This is a genomic window from Rhizobium sp. C104 (genome assembly GCF_022354505.1).
Taxonomy (GTDB): domain Bacteria; phylum Pseudomonadota; class Alphaproteobacteria; order Rhizobiales; family Rhizobiaceae; genus Rhizobium; species Rhizobium redzepovicii.
Genome location: NZ_CP092348.1, coordinates 1,200,319 through 1,218,062 on the forward strand (window position 1 = coordinate 1,200,319; position 17,744 = coordinate 1,218,062).

A 17,744-nucleotide genomic window follows, 5' to 3' on the forward strand; every position below is an offset into this window, starting at 1 on the left:
CGGCGCGGCGATGACGATCAGGCGGCCTGCATCGTCTTGCCGGCCTCATCATCCAGCGCATTGGCGCGCTTATAGGGCTCACGTTCGCTGATGCGGCCGAAGTAATCGACGAAGGCCTGGCGCTTTTCGATGCTGCCGAAGCCGAGACCCCAGCCGATATGCGAGCCGACATAGACGTCGGCGGCGGTGAAGCGCTCGCCGGCGACGTAGGTCGAGCCGGAGACGGCCATTTCGAGTGTGTTCATGACGTCGCCGAAACCGCCGCAGCCGGCCATGCGGAGGCGTTCTGCTGGAATTTCGAAGCCGAGCGCCTTCATCGTCACCGCCGATTCCAGCGGGCCGGCGGCAAAGAACATCCAGCGGTAGTAGCGGGCGCGCTCTTCCTGCTTGGGGGCCAAACCTTTTTCGGGGAAGGTCTCGGCGAGATAGGCACAGATCGCTGCGCATTCAGTGACGACGGTGTTGCCATGGCGGATCGCCGGAACCTTGCCCATCGGGTTGATGCGCAGATATTCCGGCGCCTTCATGCGTTCGCCGAAGGTCAGGAGTTCGGTGCGATAGGGCTGACCGATTTCCTCCAGCATCCAGCGCGCGATGCGGCCGCGTGACATCGGGTTCGTGTAGAATACCAATTCTTCGGTCATGACATCCTCCTCCTGTTGCGTCGCTCGGAATCAATAGCGCGGGGAGGTCTTTGTGCAACCCCCGATCTTCAAAGAGCCTTGCGGTACTGGATGAAGCCTGAGCGCTCGGCGATCTTGTCGTAGAGCCGCCTCGCCGTGGCATTCGTTTCATGCGTCATCCAATAAAGCCTGCCTGCGCCGTTTTGACGGGCAAGATCGGCGACCGCATCGATCAGCGCGGCGCCGGTACCGAGCCCGCGCTGGCTGTTTTCGACATAGAGATCCTGCAGGTAGCACGTCCATTGCGGCAGCCAGCAGGAGCGGTGAAAGATGGCATGGACGATGCCGACGAGGCGGCCGTCTCCATCGAAGGCGCCGAGCGCATGCATCGGTTCGCTGGGATCGTGGAAACGGCCCCAGGTGAGATCGGTGGTTTCGGGTGGGATGACCACTTCGTAGAAGCGCTGATACGCCTCCCACAGGGTTTCCCAAGCGGCGCGGTCGGATGGTTCCAGCGGGCGTACGGTCGCCGTCATCAGCTGTTCTCCCAAAATGAAAACGGCGGGGAAATCCCCGCCGTTCCGATGCTATCCCGAAAGAGGAGGCTTACGCCATCGCCTTCTGCAGGTTCTGGTCGATCTTGTCGAGGAAGGCGGTGGTCGACAGCCACGGCTGGTCGGGGCCGATCAAGAGCGCCAGGTCCTTGGTCATGAAGCCGGATTCGACGGTATCGACGCAGACCTTTTCGAGCGTCGAAGCGAAGCGGCCAAGCTCGGCGTTGTCGTCGAGCTTGGCGCGATGGGCGAGGCCGCGGGTCCAGGCGAAGATCGAGGCGATCGAGTTCGTCGAGGTTTCCTGGCCCTTCTGGTGCTGGCGGTAATGGCGGGTAACCGTGCCGTGGGCGGCTTCGGCTTCCACCGTCTTGCCATCCGGCGTCAGCAGCACCGAGGTCATCAGGCCGAGCGAGCCGAAGCCCTGGGCAACCGTGTCAGACTGGACGTCGCCGTCATAGTTCTTGCAGGCCCAGACATAACCGCCCGACCACTTGAGCGCCGAGGCGACCATGTCGTCGATCAGACGGTGTTCATAGGTGATGCCGGCTTCCTTGAACTGATCCTTGAATTCTGTCTCGTAGACTTCCTCGAAGATGTCCTTGAAGCGGCCGTCATAGGCTTTGAGGATGGTGTTCTTGGTCGACAGGTAGACCGGCCATTTGCGCATCAGGCCGTACATCATCGAGGCGCGGGCGAATTCGCGGATCGATTCATCGAGGTTGTACATGGCCATGGCGACGCCGGCGCCCGGCGCGTTGAAGACTTCCTTCTCGATGACGGTGCCGTCTTCGCCGACGAACTTGATCGTCAGCTTGCCCTTGCCGGGGAACTTGAAGTCGGTGGCGCGGTACTGGTCGCCGAAGGCGTGGCGGCCGACGACGATCGGCTGGGTCCAGCCGGGAACCAGGCGCGGCACGTTCTTGCAGATGATCGGCTCGCGGAAGATGACGCCGCCGAGGATGTTGCGGATCGTGCCGTTCGGGCTCTTCCACATTTCCTTGAGGTTGAATTCCTTGACGCGGGCCTCATCCGGCGTGATCGTCGCGCACTTGATGCCGACGCCGTACTTCTTGATGGCATTGGCGGCGTCGACGGTCACCTGGTCGTTGGTGGCGTCGCGGTTTTCGACGGAGAGGTCGAAATAGTCGATATCGAGGTCGAGATACGGATGGATCAGCTTATCCTTGATGAGCTGCCAGATGATGCGCGTCATTTCATCGCCGTCGAGATCGGCGACGGGATTGGCGACCTTGATCTTGTTCATGTATCTGCCTCGTTCGAGCTTGAAGGGGACAAGCGTCCCGGGTGGGTGACCTGATGAGGAGCGCTATAGCACTGTGAACCGGGAACGCAAAGCTGCAACGGGTTTCACAATGCGTTTTTGCCGGCATTGCCAAGCGCTGAAATCTGGCTAGTGTCCGCGTTGATTTGCCCGCCCCGGAACATTCGATCATGAAGACAATCGCCGTTGTTATCGCAAGCCTTATCGCCTTTTCAGGCGCCGCCCACGCGGCCGATGCCACGGCTCCCGTGAAGGAGATCATGGACGCAACCAGGAGCAACTGGGCCGACAACAATAGCGACTGGACCGACATCTTCGATGCGAGCCGGCTCGACCAACTCTACAGCAAGGACTTCATCGCAAAATATCAGGCGGCCGCGCAATTTCCCGCCGGCGACGACGACGACGGCATATCGCCCTTCGATTACGATGTCATCGTCAACGGCCAGGATGCATGCCCGCTGGAGGATCTGACGATGGCGGCTGCGCCCCGGTCAACGGGACGACCGAGGTCACGGTGCGCTTCAAGAAATCCGCCTGCGCGGACACTCCTGACGCCAAGGACTACACAACCGTTCGCTTCGAGGTGGTCGAGGAGGCTGGCCAAGCCGTCATCGATGATATCGTCACCGAGAATATCGAAACGCAGGGCCGCGATTCCCTGAAGGCGACGATGGCGCTGATTGCCAAGGGCCAATAGGCGCGCGACAGTCGCGAGCGTCGAGATTCGATCGCGGGCGATTTGCTTCGCCCGGCATGGCATTATCTGTCGATCCTTCCGCGGCATGAGGAGGCCTGCATTTGTTTTCCGGTTTTCAGGCTCGCGACTGGCTGCTTGCCAATGATCCGGCGCTTTCGCGTCTGCGCATGGCCCTGCGGGTGACGCTGACGATCGTTTTCTCCTTTTTGGTCCTTCTTGCCATCCACATGCTCATCCTGTCGTTGCCGACCGCGGCCTTTGGCCTCGGCATTGTGCTGTCGATCGAAGGCGGCGTGGCGGTGCGCGACAAGGGCAATTCCCGCCAGTTGGTGACGCGGCTCTTCGGCTGTGTGGCAAGCCTCGCCGTCGTCGGCATTGCCGCGGGGCTCGAGGATCGCCGCTTTCTCTCCGATCTCGTCTTCCTGGTGGTGATCGCGCTCGCATCGGCGGGACGGGTGTTCGGGCCGCGCGGTTTTGCCATCGGCATGTTCGCCTTCACCTCCTATTTCATGGGCGCCTATTTCCGGCCTCCGCTTGCCGAGCTGCCTGAAGTGGCGATCGGCCCTGTCGTCGCGGTGCTCGTCGGCCATCTGGTCAGGGCGGTTCTGCTGCCCGACGATTGGCGGCGCGATCTGTTGCGTTCGCTCGAAAGCGTCAGGGGTCGGATCAACCAGATCCTCTTCAAGCTCGCCGCCATCGCCGGCGGCGCCGAGATCGGCGAAGCCGACCGGCAGGAACTGCGCCAGCTGGAAGACCGGCTGAAGGAAGTGGTGCTGATGGCGGAGACCTTCATCCCGCGCCCGCCGGCCGGTGTTTTCGACGGCGCCGCCGACCCAGCCGCCGAACTGGCGATCCGGCTTTTCGACGCTCATCTTGCCGCCGAGAGCGCGATCGTGCTGAGCTTCCAGAGCCCGCCGCCTTTTGCGCTCGTCCATGCCGTTATCGAGGCGGATACGGCGGAAGTTGCAAGATTTGAAGGGATGGCCGACGCCATCAGGGATCAGCCGCAGGGAGAAACCCTGCGGGCCCTTCTCTGGCTCGGCGAGGCGCGGCAGCAGTTGACGCAGGCGATCGGCGAGGGGCAGGCCTCCGGTTTCTCCGAGATCGACGCGATCAAGGATACGGCGCAATCCCAGGCGATCGACTTTTCTTTCGCCAATCCTCTGCTGCGTTCGGCACTGCAGATCACCATCGCGTCGGCGATCGCCATGAGCTTCGGCCTGCTCTTGTCACGCGAACGCTGGTTCTGGGCGGTGCTTGCTTCCTTCCTCGTCTTTACCAACACCAATTCGCGCGGCGACACTGCGATGAGGGCGCTGTCGCGCTCGCTCGGCACCGTGTTCGGGATTGCCATCGGCCTTGTGCTGGCAACGCTGATTTCAGGCGAGCCCGATATTGCCATTCCGGTTGCCGCCGTCTGTATCTTCCTCGCCTTCTATTTCCTGCAGGTTTCCTATGCGACGATGACCTTCTTCATCTCGATCGTGCTCTGCCTGGTCTACGGCATGACGGGCGTGCTGACGCTCGATCTGTTGAAGCTGCGCATCGGCGAGACCATGATTGGGGCTGCGGCCGGAACGGCGGTCGCCTTCATCGTCTTTCCGACACGCACGCGTGGCGCGCTCGATTCCGCGCTTGCCCGCTGGTTCCAGGCGCTGCGCGACCTGCTCGGGGCGCTTAGCGAGGGTAAGAGCGGTTTCGAGCTGATGGCGCTGTCACAGAAGATCGATGCCTGCTACCGCGACGTGACGGTGGCGGCGCGGCCGCTCGGCTCGTCGTGGTCGGTGGTGACGCGGCCGGGCCAGATCCGCCAGACGCTGGCGATCTTCCTGTCCTGCACCTATTGGGCGCGTATCCTGGCAAAGAATTATCAAGCGCCGGCCGCCGACACTCTGAAAGGGCTGATTGCGGCGGATCTGGCGCTGATCGACGATGCTGCCCCGCGCGGATCCAGCTGCTTCCTGATCAAGCGCAAGGCATCGCGGACGACAGGACGACACCTGCCGCTGTCGCGCGAGGGCGCCAGGCTCGGGCTCGAAATGATCGGTTCGGCGCTGGAAAGGCTCTATCCGCAGGCCGACGTCTTGCCGTTTGCGACGGGCGAGGCTATTGCGCGCTCGAAACAAGGATAAGACCATGGCAGGCACGAACAGCGAGCGTCAACTTCTGGCCGAGGGGCCGGCCGTCATTCTGGTCGAGCCGCAGATGGGCGAGAATATCGGCATGGTGGCGCGCGCCATGGCGAATTTCGGCTTGGCAGAACTGCGCCTCGTCAATCCGCGTGACGGCTGGCCGAACGAAAAGGCGCTGGCGACCGCCTCCAAGGCCGATCATGTGATCGCGGCAACGAAGGTCTACGACACGCTGGAGCAGGCGGTCGCCGATCTCAACTTCGTCTATGCGACGACGGCACGCGAGCGCGACGGTTATAAGCCGGTGCGCTCCCCGGTCATCGCCGCCGAGATGCTGAGGGCGAAATTCCGTGCGGGCGAGGGCACCGGCATTCTCTTCGGGCGCGAGCGCTGGGGGTTGACCAATGAGGAAGTGGCGCTGGCCGACGAGATCGTCACCTTTCCCGTCAATCCGGCCTTTGCCTCGCTGAATATCGCCCAGGCCGTGCTGCTGATGTCCTATGAATGGATGAAGTCCGGCATGGAGGATATTGGCGCCGTGCCCTTCCAGGCGATCGGGCAGACACCCTCGACCAAGGAGCAGTTGTTCGGCCTGTTCGATCAGCTGGAAGAGGCGCTCGATGCGCGCGGTTATTTCCATCCTGCCGGGAAAAAGCCCAAAATGGTCGACAATCTGCGTGCAGTTCTATCCCGCCGGGCTTTCACGGAGCAGGAAATCAGCGTGTTGCGCGGCGTCATCTCATCTCTCGACCGCTTCTCGCGCAAGAGCCCGCGCGGCGGCAGGTTCCCGACACCGGCCAAGGAAACACCGCCAGATGACAGCGACGACGCGTGAGCTGAAACCTATCCTTCTCTTCGATTCCGGCATCGGCGGGCTGACCGTCTTGCGCGAGGCGCGCGTCTTGATGCCGGAGCGCGGCTTCATCTATGTCGCCGACGATGCTGGTTTTCCCTATGGCGGCTGGGAGGAACAGGCGCTGAAGGAGCGGGTTATCGGGCTCTTCGCCAAGCTGCTGGCGGATTATGACCCTGAAGTGTGCATCATCGCCTGCAATACCGCCTTCACTCTGGTCGGCGCCGACCTGCGCGCCGCCTTTCCCCAGATGACCTTTGTCGGCACCGTGCCGGCGATCAAGCCGGCGGCGGAGCGCACGCGCTCAGGTCTGGTCTCGGTGCTCGCGACGCCCGGCACGGTAAGGCGGGCCTATACGCGCGATCTCATCCAATCCTTCGCGCAGCAATGCCATGTCCGCCTCGTCGGCTCTGAGAACCTCGCGCGCATGGCCGAAGCCTATATCCGCGGCGACGCCGTCTCCGATGACGCCGTGCTTGCCGAAATCGACCAGTGTTTCGTCGAGAGGGACGGCCAGAAGACCGATATCGTCGTGCTGGCCTGCACCCATTATCCCTTCATGGCCAATCTGTTCCGGCGGATTGCCCCGTGGCCGGTCGATTGGCTCGATCCGGCCGAAGCAATCGCACGGCGCGCCCGCACGCTGGTTCCGCTGGTTGCCGATGCCGTGCATCCCGACAATTTCGACTTCGCCGTGTTTACCTCAGGCCAGCAGGATTTCGCGACGCGGCGGCTGATGCAGGGATTCGGCCTGAGGGCTTGAGGGAATTGTCCTGTGGGTTGGCAAAATCCGGCCCTGAACATCAGCAGATTCTTTGATAGACGGGGCGTTGCCGTTTCGGAAGAATGGCGTTTCGTTCATGTGAGTCTCTTCGTCGCGAGGATCGGCATTGCAAGTTGGCATCGATATGGGATTGGCGTCCGGCAGCCCGGCGACGCTCGATATCGAGGAGCTGCTGGCGACCCGTCTGCTCGTGCAGGGTAATTCCGGATCGGGGAAGTCGCATCTCTTGCGCCGTCTGCTCGAGCAATCGGCGCAATGGGTGCAGCAGGTCATCATCGATCCCGAGGGTGATTTCGTCACCCTCAGCGACAGGTTCGGCCATATCGTCGTCGACGGCGAACGCACCGAGGCGGAGTTGGCTGGTATTGCCAACCGCATTCGCCAGCATCGCGTTTCCTGCGTGCTGACGCTGGAAGGACTCGACATCGAGCAGCAGATGCGTGCCGCTGCCGCCTTCCTCAACGGCATGTTCGATGCCGACCGCGAATACTGGTATCCCGTTCTTGTCGTCGTCGATGAAGCGCAGATGTTTGCGCCGTCCGTCGGTGGCGACGTCTCGGAAGATGCGCGCAAGATGTCGCTGGGCGCGATGACCAATCTGATGTGCCGCGGCCGCAAGCGCGGGCTTGCCGGCGTCATTGCCACGCAGCGTCTCGCCAAACTCGCCAAGAACGTCGCGGCCGAGGCCTCGAACTTCCTGATGGGCCGTACCTTCCTCGATATCGACATGGCGCGCGCTGCCGACCTGCTCGGCATGGACCGGCGCCAGGCGGAGATGTTTAGAGACCTGAAGCGCGGCAATTTCGTCGCCCTCGGCCCGGCGCTGTCGCGTCGGCCGCTTCCAATCCAGATCGGCGCGGTGGAAACCTCAGCGCGCTCCTCCAGCCCGAAGCTGATGCCGCTGCCGGATGCGCCGCAGGATGTCGAGGATCTGATCTTCACGCCCGATCCGGAAGAATTCCAGCGTCCGCTCGTGCGCCGCGCGCCGCCGGCGCCGCGGCCGACCACCGATATACTGGCGGAGCTCTCACGCTCGACGCCGGCGGCGTCACCCGCATCTGTCGAGGCGAGGGCGAGCCAGATGGAGGTCTCCGCCGAGGAGCGGGAAGAGCGCCTCGCAGGCGTGCTTGCCGAAATCCTCGACGATCCCACCTCCGCCTTCCGTACCGATTCGGTACTCTACCAGGACTTTCTCGTGCGGCTGCGCATGCGCCGCGTGCCGGGACCGCCGATCGCGCTGCCGGATTTTCGACGGCGTGTGGCGATCTCCCGCTCCGGTGTCGATACCGCGACAGCGGCGACCGACGAGTGGGCGACGGCGCTGTCGCTGTCATCTGGCGTTACCGACGACCTGCAGGGTGTGTTCCTGATGCTCGCCAAGGCTGCCGCCTGCGGTGAGCCGTGCCCGTCGGACGCCCGCATCGCCCGCGCCTATGGCACCCACTCGGCGCGGCGCGCGCGGCGCCTGCTCGGTTATTTCGAGGAGCAGGGGATCGTCGTCGTCCACACGGATTTCTCCGGCAAACGCATCGTGGCATTCCCCGACATGAATTGCCAGACCGCGCCGGGCGACGCGAATGCGCCCGATACGGGTGATCAGCCGCTGGCTGCGGAATAGTGGCGCTTTCGGGCTTTGGCGCAGTTGACATTTTCATGACGGGCCTCTAAAGACCGCGCCAAGCACCGGGCAGCAATGTCCGGTGTTTCATTTGACATGTCCCGTGGATCGTTTCTGTTCGCGTAACCGGAACATCCTGTCAGATCTCGGCAGAGATCAGAGGAGGGCGTGTTTCCTTTGCGCGGTTTGGCAACAAACCGGCATAAACCTTTGAAAGGAAATACGATGAGCAAGCGCGAATCGTCCAAGTACAAAATTGACCGCCGTATGGGCGAAAACATCTGGGGCCGTCCGAAGTCCCCGGTGAACCGCCGCGAATATGGCCCGGGCCAGCACGGCCAGCGCCGCAAGGGCAAGCTTTCGGACTTCGGTGTGCAGCTGCGCGCCAAGCAGAAGCTCAAGGGCTACTACGGCGACCTGCGCGAAAAGCAGTTCCGCGCGATCTTCGCTGAAGCCGACCGCCGCAAGGGCGACACGTCTGAAAACCTGATCGGCCTGCTGGAATCGCGCCTCGACGCGATCGTCTATCGCGCCAAGTTCGTTCCGACGGTCTTTGCTGCCCGTCAGTTCGTCAACCATGGCCACGTCACCGTCAACGGCGTGCGCGTCAACATCGGTTCTTACCGCTGCAAGGCTGGCGACGTTATCGAAGTTCGCGAGAAGTCGAAGCAGCTGGTGACCGTTCTGGAAGCCGTCAGCCTCGCTGAGCGCGACGTTCCTGATTATATCGAAGTCGATCACAACAAGATGGTCGCTACTTTCGGCCGCGTCCCGACGCTCAGCGACGTTCCGTTCCCGGTCGTCATGGAACCGCATCTGGTCGTCGAATTCTATTCGCGTTAATAAGAACCAGGCGTTTTCGCTTATGGAAAAGCCGCTCTTTCGGGCGGCTTTTTTGTTATCCGGAGAGAAGCGATGGCGGATCTGCAGGCAATCCTCGATAGTATCCATACCGATATCCTGCCGCGCATCGGCGAGGGTAAGGTCGCCGACTATATTCCCGAGCTTGCCAAGGTCGATCCACGGCAGTTCGGCATGGCGATCGTCACCGTCGACGGCAAGGTCTACCGTGTCGGCGATGCGGACATTGCCTTCTCGATCCAGAGCATCTCCAAGGTCTTCATGCTGACCTTGGCGCTTGGCAAGGTCGGCGAGGGTCTTTGGAAGCGCGTCGGGCGAGAACCGTCAGGATCGGCGTTCAATTCCATCGTCCAGCTCGAGCATGAGAGCGGCATCCCGCGCAATCCCTTCATCAATGCCGGCGCGATCGCCGTCAGCGATGTCGTCATGGCCGGCCACGCGCCGCGTGAAGCGATCGGCGAATTGTTGCGCTTCGTGCGTTATCTCGCCGATGACGAATCGATCACCATCGACGACAAGGTGGCGCGTTCGGAAACGCAGACGGGATATCGGAATGTCGCGCTTGCCAACTTCATGCGCGCCTACCGCAATCTCGATCACCCGGTCGACCACGTGCTCGGCGTCTATTTTCATCAATGCGCGCTGTCGATGAGCTGCGAACAGCTGGCCCGCGCCGGGCTGTTCCTCGCAGCGCGCGGCAGCAATCCGATGACCGGCCATTCCGTCGTGTCTCCGAAGCGGGCGCGGCGCATCAATGCGCTGATGCTGACCTGCGGCCATTACGACGGCTCAGGCGATTTCGCCTATCATGTCGGCCTGCCCGGCAAGAGCGGTGTGGGCGGCGGCATCTTCGCGGTTGCGCCGGGCATTGCCTCGATCGCTGTCTGGTCGCCGGGCTTGAACAAGGTCGGCAACTCGCAGCTCGGCGCCGTAGCGCTGGAAATGCTGGCGGCGCGTACCGGCTGGTCGGTTTTCGGCGATTGACGCTGTGTTGGCGAACTCGTTTCTGCTAAGGCAGACAGACCTCGATGGGACGACGCAATGAATATCGCAGCCAATATTGCGAATGATCTGGAAAACGGCGAAGCCAACGGCAGCGTCGGCCATGCGCTGTTTGCCGATGCGCCGCACTCGGTCTCCTTCAACAAGCTGCGCAAGCGGCTGCTCAGGCAGGTGCGCCAGGCCTTCGACGATTTCGATATGCTGAAGGGACAGAAGCGCTGGCTGGTCGGCCTTTCCGGCGGCAAGGATTCCTACGGGCTGCTGGCGCTGCTGCTCGACCTGCAATGGCGCGGGCTGCTGCCGGTCGAACTCATTGCCTGCAATCTCGATCAGGGCCAGCCGAACTTTCCCAAACATGTGCTGCCGGATTATCTTACAAGCATCGGCGTGCAGCACCGCATCGAGTATCGGGATACCTATTCGATCGTGAAGGAGAAGGTGCCGGAAGGTGCGACCTATTGCTCGCTCTGTTCGCGGCTGCGGCGCGGCAATCTCTATCGCGTCGCCCGGGAAGAGGGCTGCGATGCGCTGGTGCTTGGCCACCACCGCGAGGACATTCTCGAAACCTTCTTCATGAACTTCTTCCACGGCGGACGGCTAGCCTCCATGCCGGCGAAGCTTTTGAACGATGAGGGCGACCTTATGGTGCTTCGCCCGCTTGCCTATGCTGCCGAGGACGACCTCGCTAAGTTCGCCGTTGCCATGCAGTTTCCGATCATTCCCTGCGATCTCTGCGGCTCGCAGGATGGGCTGCAGCGCAATGCAATGAAGGATATGCTTGCCGATATCGAGCGGCGCATGCCGGGGCGCAAGGACACGATGCTGCGGGCGCTTTCGCATGTGAACCCGTCGCATCTGCTCGATCCGAAACTCTTCGACTTTTCCACCCTTGGTGTCACCGATCCTTCATGAAAGTCCGGCTAAGCAGCTGGCTATTGGATGAAGCGCAGGAATTCGCATGACCATTGCAGATCAGGATATTCTCTTTCTCGGCGATTGCGTGAAGGAGGCGGCGCGCGTGGAAATCTTGCCGCGTTTCCGCAATCTCGGCACTGCCGACGTTTCGGAAAAGACCTCGGCAATCGACGTGGTGACGCAGGCGGATTTGCTCGCCGAACACAGGATTACCGCGGCGCTGAAAGAGCGCTTTCCCGCAGCCCTCGTCGTCGGCGAGGAAGCCTATGACGCCGACCGGTCCGTCGTGCCGGCCCTTGCCGATGCCGAGCTCGCCTTCGTCATCGATCCTGTGGACGGCACCTTCAATTTCGCCGCCGGACTTCCGGTCTTCGGGACGATGCTGGCGGTCACCATCAGGGGCGAGACGGTCGCCGGCATCATACATGATCCCGTCCTTGGCGATACAGTGACGGCGATCAAGGGAGCGGGCGCTTTCCTGACGCGGCAGGACGGGCAATCGAACAGACTGAGGGTGGCGGAGCCCGCCTCCTTGAGCCAGATGGTCGGCGGCATCTCTTGGGGTCATATGGATGACCCGGATCGCTCGCGCATCGCAGCCAACATGGCGAAGATCAAAATGACCTTCGCTTTCAACTGCTCGGCCTATGAATATTGGATGGTCGCCTCCGGCAAGCTGCATTTCATCGGCCATGCGAAGCTGATGCCCTGGGATCACCTGGCTGGCGTGCTCGCACATCAGGAGGCGGGTGGCCATACGGCGAAATTCGACGGCACGCCTTATCGCCCCGGTGAGACGACGGGCGGCATCATCTCCGCACCCGACAGGGAAAGCTGGCAGCTGATCCGCCGCGAGATCATCGGCATCTGATTTAGCTCCTCACTAAGAGGCCGGACCGAAAGGATTTGACATGACTGCGACTGTCGACGTGACCGTTCTTGCCGACCTGTTGCGCCGCGCGGCGAAGACGGAAATCCTGCCGCGCTTCCGCCGGCTCGGCCAGGACGAGGTGCGCGCCAAGAGCGAGGCGACCGATCTCGTCACCGAGGCCGATGAGCAGGCCGAGCGGATGATCAAGGCGGAAGCGGAGCGGCTCTGGCCGCAGGCGCTGTTCCTCGGCGAAGAATCGGTCGCAGCCGAGCCCGCATTGCTCGGCAGGCTCGCAGATGCAGATCTCGCCATCGTCGTCGACCCGGTCGACGGCACGTTCAATTTCGCCGCCGGCATCCCGGCCTTCGGCGTCATGGCCTCAGTCATTTCAGGTGGCGAGACGATTGCCGGCATCATCTACGATCCGATGGGCGATGATTGGGTGATGGCGGAAAAGGGCGCCGGCGCCTGGCTGCGGCGGCCGGATGGCGAAGCACGGCGGCTGCGCGCGGCAGAGCCTGTCGCGCTCGACCAGATGGTCGGCATGGCCTCGACAGGCTACCTGCCGCAGGAGAAGCGTGCCGAGATCCTCGGCAATCTCGCCAAGGTGCGTTTTCTCACCAACTACCGCTGTGCGGCCCATGAATACCGCACCCTTGCGGGCGGCCATGTGCATTACCTCATATACAACAAGTTGATGCCCTGGGATCATCTGGCCGGCACGCTGATCTCGCAGGAGGCCGGCGCCTATGTCGCGCGTTTCGACGGTTCTCCGTACCTGCCGCACCATCTCGATGGCGGGCTGCTGGTTGCGCCCGACAAGGCCTCATGGGAGCTGCTGCGCCGTGAGGTCGTCACGGTCTGAAGGCGTGCAACCGGCCGCAGGACGCTGATTTTGCTGAGGCAGCCTGCGACGGGGACTGCCGGCTTCGTTCGATGACGCGTATCGGTGGCTCACCCTATTCCGCGTAGAGCTTTTCCATAAGGAAATTCTCCAGGCTTTGCCCACGTTTCTCGACGGTTTGCCTGGCTATCACACGGAAACCCTTGCGTTCGAAAAACGGGCGGGCGGTTCTGCTGGCTTCCGTATAAATTCGCTTGAAGCCGAGCTTCAGAGCTTGCTCCTCCACCCTGCTTAAGAGGAGGCTTGCTATTCGGAGTCCCTGGAACTCAGGTGGACGAACATCATGTCCAGACATCCGTCGCCGGTCAGATCGGAAAAGCCCACCGGCACTCCATCGATTTCCGCGACCTAGGCTGGCCTGCTTATCCTTCGCTCCGCCCAAAGACCGCGATCTTCGACCTTTGCCCAAGCTTCGATTTGAGCAGGCGAATAGTCTTTCGACGAGACCTCCCGGATGGCGCGCAGAAAGATCTCAATCGTCGCGTCCGCGTCGCTTGGCGCGTAAGGCCTGATCAGAACCGGGTCGTTCATCGTCATGCCTTTCGCGCACTGCCTAAGATAGTTGTCACCGTCAGAAGTGGGCGGCACCCGGATCCAATTGTGGGCTATCGCCCGGGTGGGTGAAGAGCTTGCCGTTTTCAGCCCAGAGGGTGGCGGCGATCGTCACCACCCCGAACAGCGCAAAGCCGCCGAAGAGGGGCTGGACCGTGCCGTTGAACATCTGGCCGACCAGGCCGCCGAGAATGGCTCCGAATGTTGTTGAGACGAAGCCGGTGACGGCGGTGGCGGTGCCGGCGAGATTGCCCATAGGTTCAAGGCTGATGGCGGTGAAATTGGTGGCGATGACGGCAAACATCATCAGCACGATGGTGAAGATGCTGTAGGCGACGGCGAAGTCCGGTTTGGCGGCCAGCGAAATGAAGAAGCCGACAGCCGACAGCGCCGTGAAGATCAGCAAAGCGGCGTGCGAGATGCGGCGCATGCCGAATTTGCGGACGAAGAAGCCGTTGGCGAAATTGGCAACGGCGATGCCGCCGGCGGTCGCCGCAAAGGCGATCGGCAGCCAGTCGCCGAGGCCATAGACCTCGCCGAAAACCTGCTGCACCGAAATCACATAGGCGCTGATGACGCCGGTGAACATCGTGAGGCCGATCATGTAGCCGCAGGTGATGCGGTTGGTAAGCACGGTCTTGAAGCCGTCGACGACGGAACCGACCGACAGCGGCAGGCGCTCTTCCGGCGGCAGCGATTCCTTCAGCCGCAGAAGGGCCCAGACGAACAGGATGGTGGCGGTGACGCCGAGCAGGATGAAGATCCAGTGCCAGTTGGCATAAAGGATGATGAGCTGGCCGACGGAAGGGGCGACGATCGGCACGATCATGAAGACGATCATGACATAGGACATGACACGGGCCATCTCGCGGCCGCCGAAACAATCGCGGACGATGGCCATCGTGGTGATGCGCACCGCCGCACCACCCACACCCTGAACGAAACGCATGATGAGCAGCATTTCGAAGCTGCCGGTTGCTGCGGCGGCAAACATGCCGATCACGTAGCAAACCAGGCCGCCGAGCAGGATGTTGCGGCGGCCGAACGTATCCGACAGGCTGCCGAAGAATATCTGCGAAACGCCGAAGCCGAGAAAAAACACGCCGATGATCAGCTGCGCGTCATTGGTATTGGTGACGCCGAGGGAATGGCCGATATTGGGCAATGCCGGCAGCATGCTGTCGATGGCCATGGCGATGCTGGCGGTCATGATGGCGATGGTGACGACGAACTCGCCGAAACCCATGCCGATGCGACGGGAGCCCTGGTTTTCCTGGTGCGGCTTATGCGGCGGCGTCATGTGGTGAAATCCTGGATGCGGAGGAGGTCGGCCGTTCAGACGGCAGGATTCTGCTGTTGGAAGAGGCGGCCCTTTTCGGCGATCAGCACGACGATCAGCCCGATGATCGATACGATGAAATAACCGGCGACCATCGGCAGCGCAGTGCCATCGAAAGCCTGGCCGATGCCGGCGCCGATGAGGGCGCCGCCGACCGTGCTCATGAAGCCGAGGACAGAAGAGGCGGTGCCGGCGACGTGGCCGAGCGGCTCCATGGCGAGCGAGTTGAAGTTCGAGCCGATCCAGCCGAACTGGAACATGGCAAGGCCGAAGAAGGAGATGAACAGAGCGAAAGGCATCGGCTCGGAACTCGCCATCTGGACGATCAGCCAGATGGTGTTGATGGTGATGAAACCGATGAGCGAGCCGTGCGACAGGCGGCGCATGCCCAGCTTGCCGACGAAGCGTGAGTTGAAAAAGGACGACAGCGACATGAAGATCGCCACGCCGGCAAAGGCGAAGGGGAAATAGACGCCGAGATCGTAGATGCCGACATAGACCTGCTGGGCCGAATTGATGAAGCCGAACAGCGCGCCGAAGATGAAGGTGCTGGCGATGGTGTAGCAAAGCGCGATGCGATTGGTCAGCACCAGCTTGAAAGCGCCGAAGATCGAGCGGGCGGTGAAGGGGCGGACATTGGTGGGATGCAGGGTTTCCGGCAGGCGAAGATAGGCCCAGACGGCGATACCAGTCGCCATGGCGGCGATGAAGAGGAAGATCAGGTGCCAGTTGCCGAAGAACATGACGATCTGGCCGGTGCCTGGTGCAATCACCGGCACGATCATGAAGACCATCATGATCAGCGACATGACTTCGGCCATCTGCCGGCCCCCATAGATGTCGCGGACAATGGAGACGGTGATGACGCGGGTTGCCGCCGAACCGACGCCCTGGACGAAGCGCAGGGCAAGCAAGCCTGCGAAGGAGGGGACGAAAACGATACTGATGGCGGAGAGAATGTAGATGACGAGACCGATCAACAGCGGCGTGCGGCGACCGAAGCGGTCAGACAGCGGGCCGTAGAACAACTGGGCGCAGCCGAAGCCGAGCAGATAGGTTGAGACAACGAACTGGCGATGATTTTCGCTCTCGACGCCGAGGCTCGCACCGATCTGCTGCAGAGCCGGCAGCATGATGTCGATCGCCAGAGAGTTGACGGCCATCAGGAAGGCAGCGAGCGCGATAAATTCTCGCTTGCCCATGGGCAAGCGGCCCGCGGACACGGCTTGTGATGAATCTGTCACAATGAAATTCCCATAAACAGGCTAAGGCGCTGCTAGCCGCAGCGCCTCGGTCTCGAGATTACAGATTTGGAAACCGGGCGGACGCCCGGTGACCGGTCAGGCGGCGCCGCGCACGGTGATGCCGTTTTCCTGGAGATGCTGCTGCAGCTCACCGGCCTGGAACATTTCCCGGACGATATCGCAGCCGCCGACAAACTCACCCTTGATGTAGAGCTGCGGGATCGTCGGCCAGTTGGAATATTCCTTGATCCCTTGGCGGATCTCCGAATCGGCGAGCACGTTGACGCCTTTGTAGTCGACACCGATATAATCGAGAATCTGCACGACCTGTCCGGAGAAACCGCACTGCGGAAACTGCGGCGTGCCCTTCATGAAGAGGACGACGTCGTTGCTCTTGATTTCGTTGTCGATGAATTCGTGAATGCCGCTCATGGGACCTGATCCTTTCAACAGGCGGGTTAAAGGCCCGCCGTTTCAATCGTTGCCTTTAGATAGCATGCGACGGCAGGAATTCCAGCCGCCCCAATCAAAAAAAGACAATTTGGTCAGACCACTCCGGCATTGTTGCCGTCGCGTTACGGTTGCCGGGTGAGATAGGCCTGAATCTGTTCGATTTCGATATCCGTGAAATAGCGGAAATCCCATTGCGAGACCTGCGTCATCACGCCGAGATCGCGTCCTCCGATACCCTTGCCGGTCCGCAGCAGCGTCTTGAAATCCGCAGCCGAATAGGATTGCGCCAAGGGCTTCAGTGCCGGAGCGAGAAAAGCTTCGGACTGCTTTGCCGTATCGAGATTGTGACAATGACTGCAGTCGGTTCTGAAGGCATATTCACCGATATCGGCCGGGCGCGTGGCGGCGGGGGTGAGGTCGGCGGGCACCAGATCGGCCTCGAAGGGAATCTTGTCGAGCGCCAGGCCTACTCGGCCGAGCGGTCCCCATTGCGTTCCTCCCGCCACGGCGTCGGGAAGTTGCTTCAGGCTGCGCAGCCAGGCGATGAGTGCTGCCATGTCGTCGTCGGTGATATTGGCGAAATTGCCAGCCGGCATGATCACGGCGCCGGTGCGGTCCTTCTTGACGCCATGGCGGATGAGGCGCACGAGTTCTGCATCACTGTACATAGGCGCCAGACGGGTCAGGTTCGGCGCGACGATGCGACCGACGCCCGGCTCGTCGAGCAGGATGTAGCCGGCATCGTGATGACAGCCGCCGCACATCAGCGTGCGGGCGCGGCGTTCGGCTTCCTCAGCGGGCAGCGTCGTCTTGACGGTAAAATCCGCGGCCGCCACCTCATAGGTCCTGGAAAGGCGCATCTCCGACAAGGCGTAAATGCCGACAACGGCAATAAGACAGATCGCAACCAGCGCCGCGAGGACGATTTCTAGAATGCGTTTCATCGGTCCGGGCCCCCAAAGACCTTGTGGAGGCAGATGCGCCGCGCTCCATCGTGACAATCCGTTTGACATCGGCACAGGCGCGCCGGCTTTTGTTGCCGCGGCATCGAGCCGGC

At 61.9% G+C, this 17,744-nt stretch carries 16 protein-coding genes and 2 pseudogenes; 10 read left to right on the forward strand and 8 right to left on the reverse strand.

Going from position 1 to position 17,744, the window contains the following annotated elements:
* Positions 1–17 precede the first annotated feature (17 nt).
* The 3 genes from MF410_RS07055 to MF410_RS07065 form a co-directional block, all read right to left on the reverse strand.
* Positions 18–644: a glutathione S-transferase family protein gene (locus tag MF410_RS07055; protein ID WP_097628589.1), complete on the reverse strand. Its 627-nt coding sequence runs from the start codon at positions 642–644 to the stop codon at positions 18–20.
* Positions 645–712: 68 nt separating this feature from the next.
* Entirely contained in the window at positions 713–1,159 is a 447-nt protein-coding gene (locus tag MF410_RS07060; protein ID WP_088396494.1) for a GNAT family N-acetyltransferase, read from the reverse strand.
* Positions 1,160–1,229: 70 nt separating this feature from the next.
* Positions 1,230–2,441, reverse strand: a complete 1,212-nt coding sequence (locus MF410_RS07065; RefSeq protein ID WP_088396493.1) for an NADP-dependent isocitrate dehydrogenase — start codon at positions 2,439–2,441, stop codon at positions 1,230–1,232.
* A 188-nt stretch (positions 2,442–2,629) separates the two neighbouring features.
* Between MF410_RS07065 and MF410_RS07070 the strand changes: the two are divergent.
* From MF410_RS07070 to MF410_RS07115, 10 genes and pseudogenes are all read left to right on the forward strand, one after another.
* Positions 2,630–3,159 (forward strand): annotated as a pseudogene (locus MF410_RS07070) (hypothetical protein).
* A gap of 95 nt (positions 3,160–3,254) precedes the next feature.
* Positions 3,255–5,291, forward strand: a complete 2,037-nt coding sequence (locus MF410_RS07075) for an FUSC family protein (protein ID WP_179867168.1) — start codon at positions 3,255–3,257, stop codon at positions 5,289–5,291.
* A gap of 4 nt (positions 5,292–5,295) precedes the next feature.
* Entirely contained in the window at positions 5,296–6,126 is an 831-nt protein-coding gene (locus tag MF410_RS07080) for an RNA methyltransferase (RefSeq protein WP_097628591.1), read from the forward strand.
* On the forward strand, positions 6,107–6,907 hold the full coding sequence (gene murI / locus MF410_RS07085; protein ID WP_097628592.1) for a glutamate racemase: 801 nt from the start codon (positions 6,107–6,109) through the stop codon (positions 6,905–6,907). Before MF410_RS07080 ends, murI begins: the two co-directional genes overlap by 20 nt.
* Before the next feature lie 127 nt (positions 6,908–7,034).
* Positions 7,035–8,546, forward strand: coding sequence for an ATP-binding protein (locus MF410_RS07090; protein WP_097628593.1), 1,512 nt, complete (start codon positions 7,035–7,037; stop codon positions 8,544–8,546).
* A 225-nt stretch (positions 8,547–8,771) separates the two neighbouring features.
* Entirely contained in the window at positions 8,772–9,389 is a 618-nt protein-coding gene (rpsD, locus tag MF410_RS07095) for a 30S ribosomal protein S4 (RefSeq protein ID WP_004676212.1), read from the forward strand.
* Between the two features lie 72 nt (positions 9,390–9,461).
* Positions 9,462–10,391: a glutaminase gene (locus MF410_RS07100; protein WP_097628594.1), complete on the forward strand. Its 930-nt coding sequence runs from the start codon at positions 9,462–9,464 to the stop codon at positions 10,389–10,391.
* A gap of 57 nt (positions 10,392–10,448) precedes the next feature.
* Positions 10,449–11,321, forward strand: coding sequence for a tRNA 2-thiocytidine(32) synthetase TtcA (ttcA, locus tag MF410_RS07105; protein ID WP_097628595.1), 873 nt, complete (start codon positions 10,449–10,451; stop codon positions 11,319–11,321).
* A gap of 46 nt (positions 11,322–11,367) precedes the next feature.
* Positions 11,368–12,195, forward strand: coding sequence for an inositol monophosphatase (locus tag MF410_RS07110; RefSeq protein WP_097628596.1), 828 nt, complete (start codon positions 11,368–11,370; stop codon positions 12,193–12,195).
* Between the two features lie 40 nt (positions 12,196–12,235).
* Complete coding sequence (locus MF410_RS07115; RefSeq protein ID WP_097628597.1) at positions 12,236–13,060, forward strand: inositol monophosphatase family protein; 825 nt, start codon at positions 12,236–12,238, stop codon at positions 13,058–13,060.
* A 94-nt stretch (positions 13,061–13,154) separates the two neighbouring features.
* On the opposite strand, the pseudogene MF410_RS07120 reads toward MF410_RS07115, so the two are convergent.
* From MF410_RS07120 to MF410_RS07140, 5 genes and pseudogenes are all read right to left on the reverse strand, one after another.
* Positions 13,155–13,630, reverse strand: a pseudogene (locus tag MF410_RS07120) (GNAT family N-acetyltransferase).
* Positions 13,631–13,670: 40 nt separating this feature from the next.
* On the reverse strand, positions 13,671–14,951 hold the full coding sequence (locus tag MF410_RS07125) for a multidrug effflux MFS transporter (protein ID WP_097628598.1): 1,281 nt from the start codon (positions 14,949–14,951) through the stop codon (positions 13,671–13,673).
* A gap of 35 nt (positions 14,952–14,986) precedes the next feature.
* Complete coding sequence (locus MF410_RS07130; protein WP_097628599.1) at positions 14,987–16,192, reverse strand: multidrug effflux MFS transporter; 1,206 nt, start codon at positions 16,190–16,192, stop codon at positions 14,987–14,989.
* Positions 16,193–16,330: 138 nt separating this feature from the next.
* A complete protein-coding gene (gene grxD / locus MF410_RS07135; RefSeq protein ID WP_003586231.1) occupies positions 16,331–16,666 on the reverse strand; it encodes a Grx4 family monothiol glutaredoxin in 336 nt (111 codons plus the stop codon).
* A 143-nt stretch (positions 16,667–16,809) separates the two neighbouring features.
* The gene (locus tag MF410_RS07140; protein ID WP_097628600.1) at positions 16,810–17,631 is read right to left on the reverse strand and encodes a c-type cytochrome; all 822 of its coding nucleotides are present in this window, start codon (positions 17,629–17,631) and stop codon (positions 16,810–16,812) included.
* Positions 17,632–17,744: the final 113 nt, after the last annotated feature.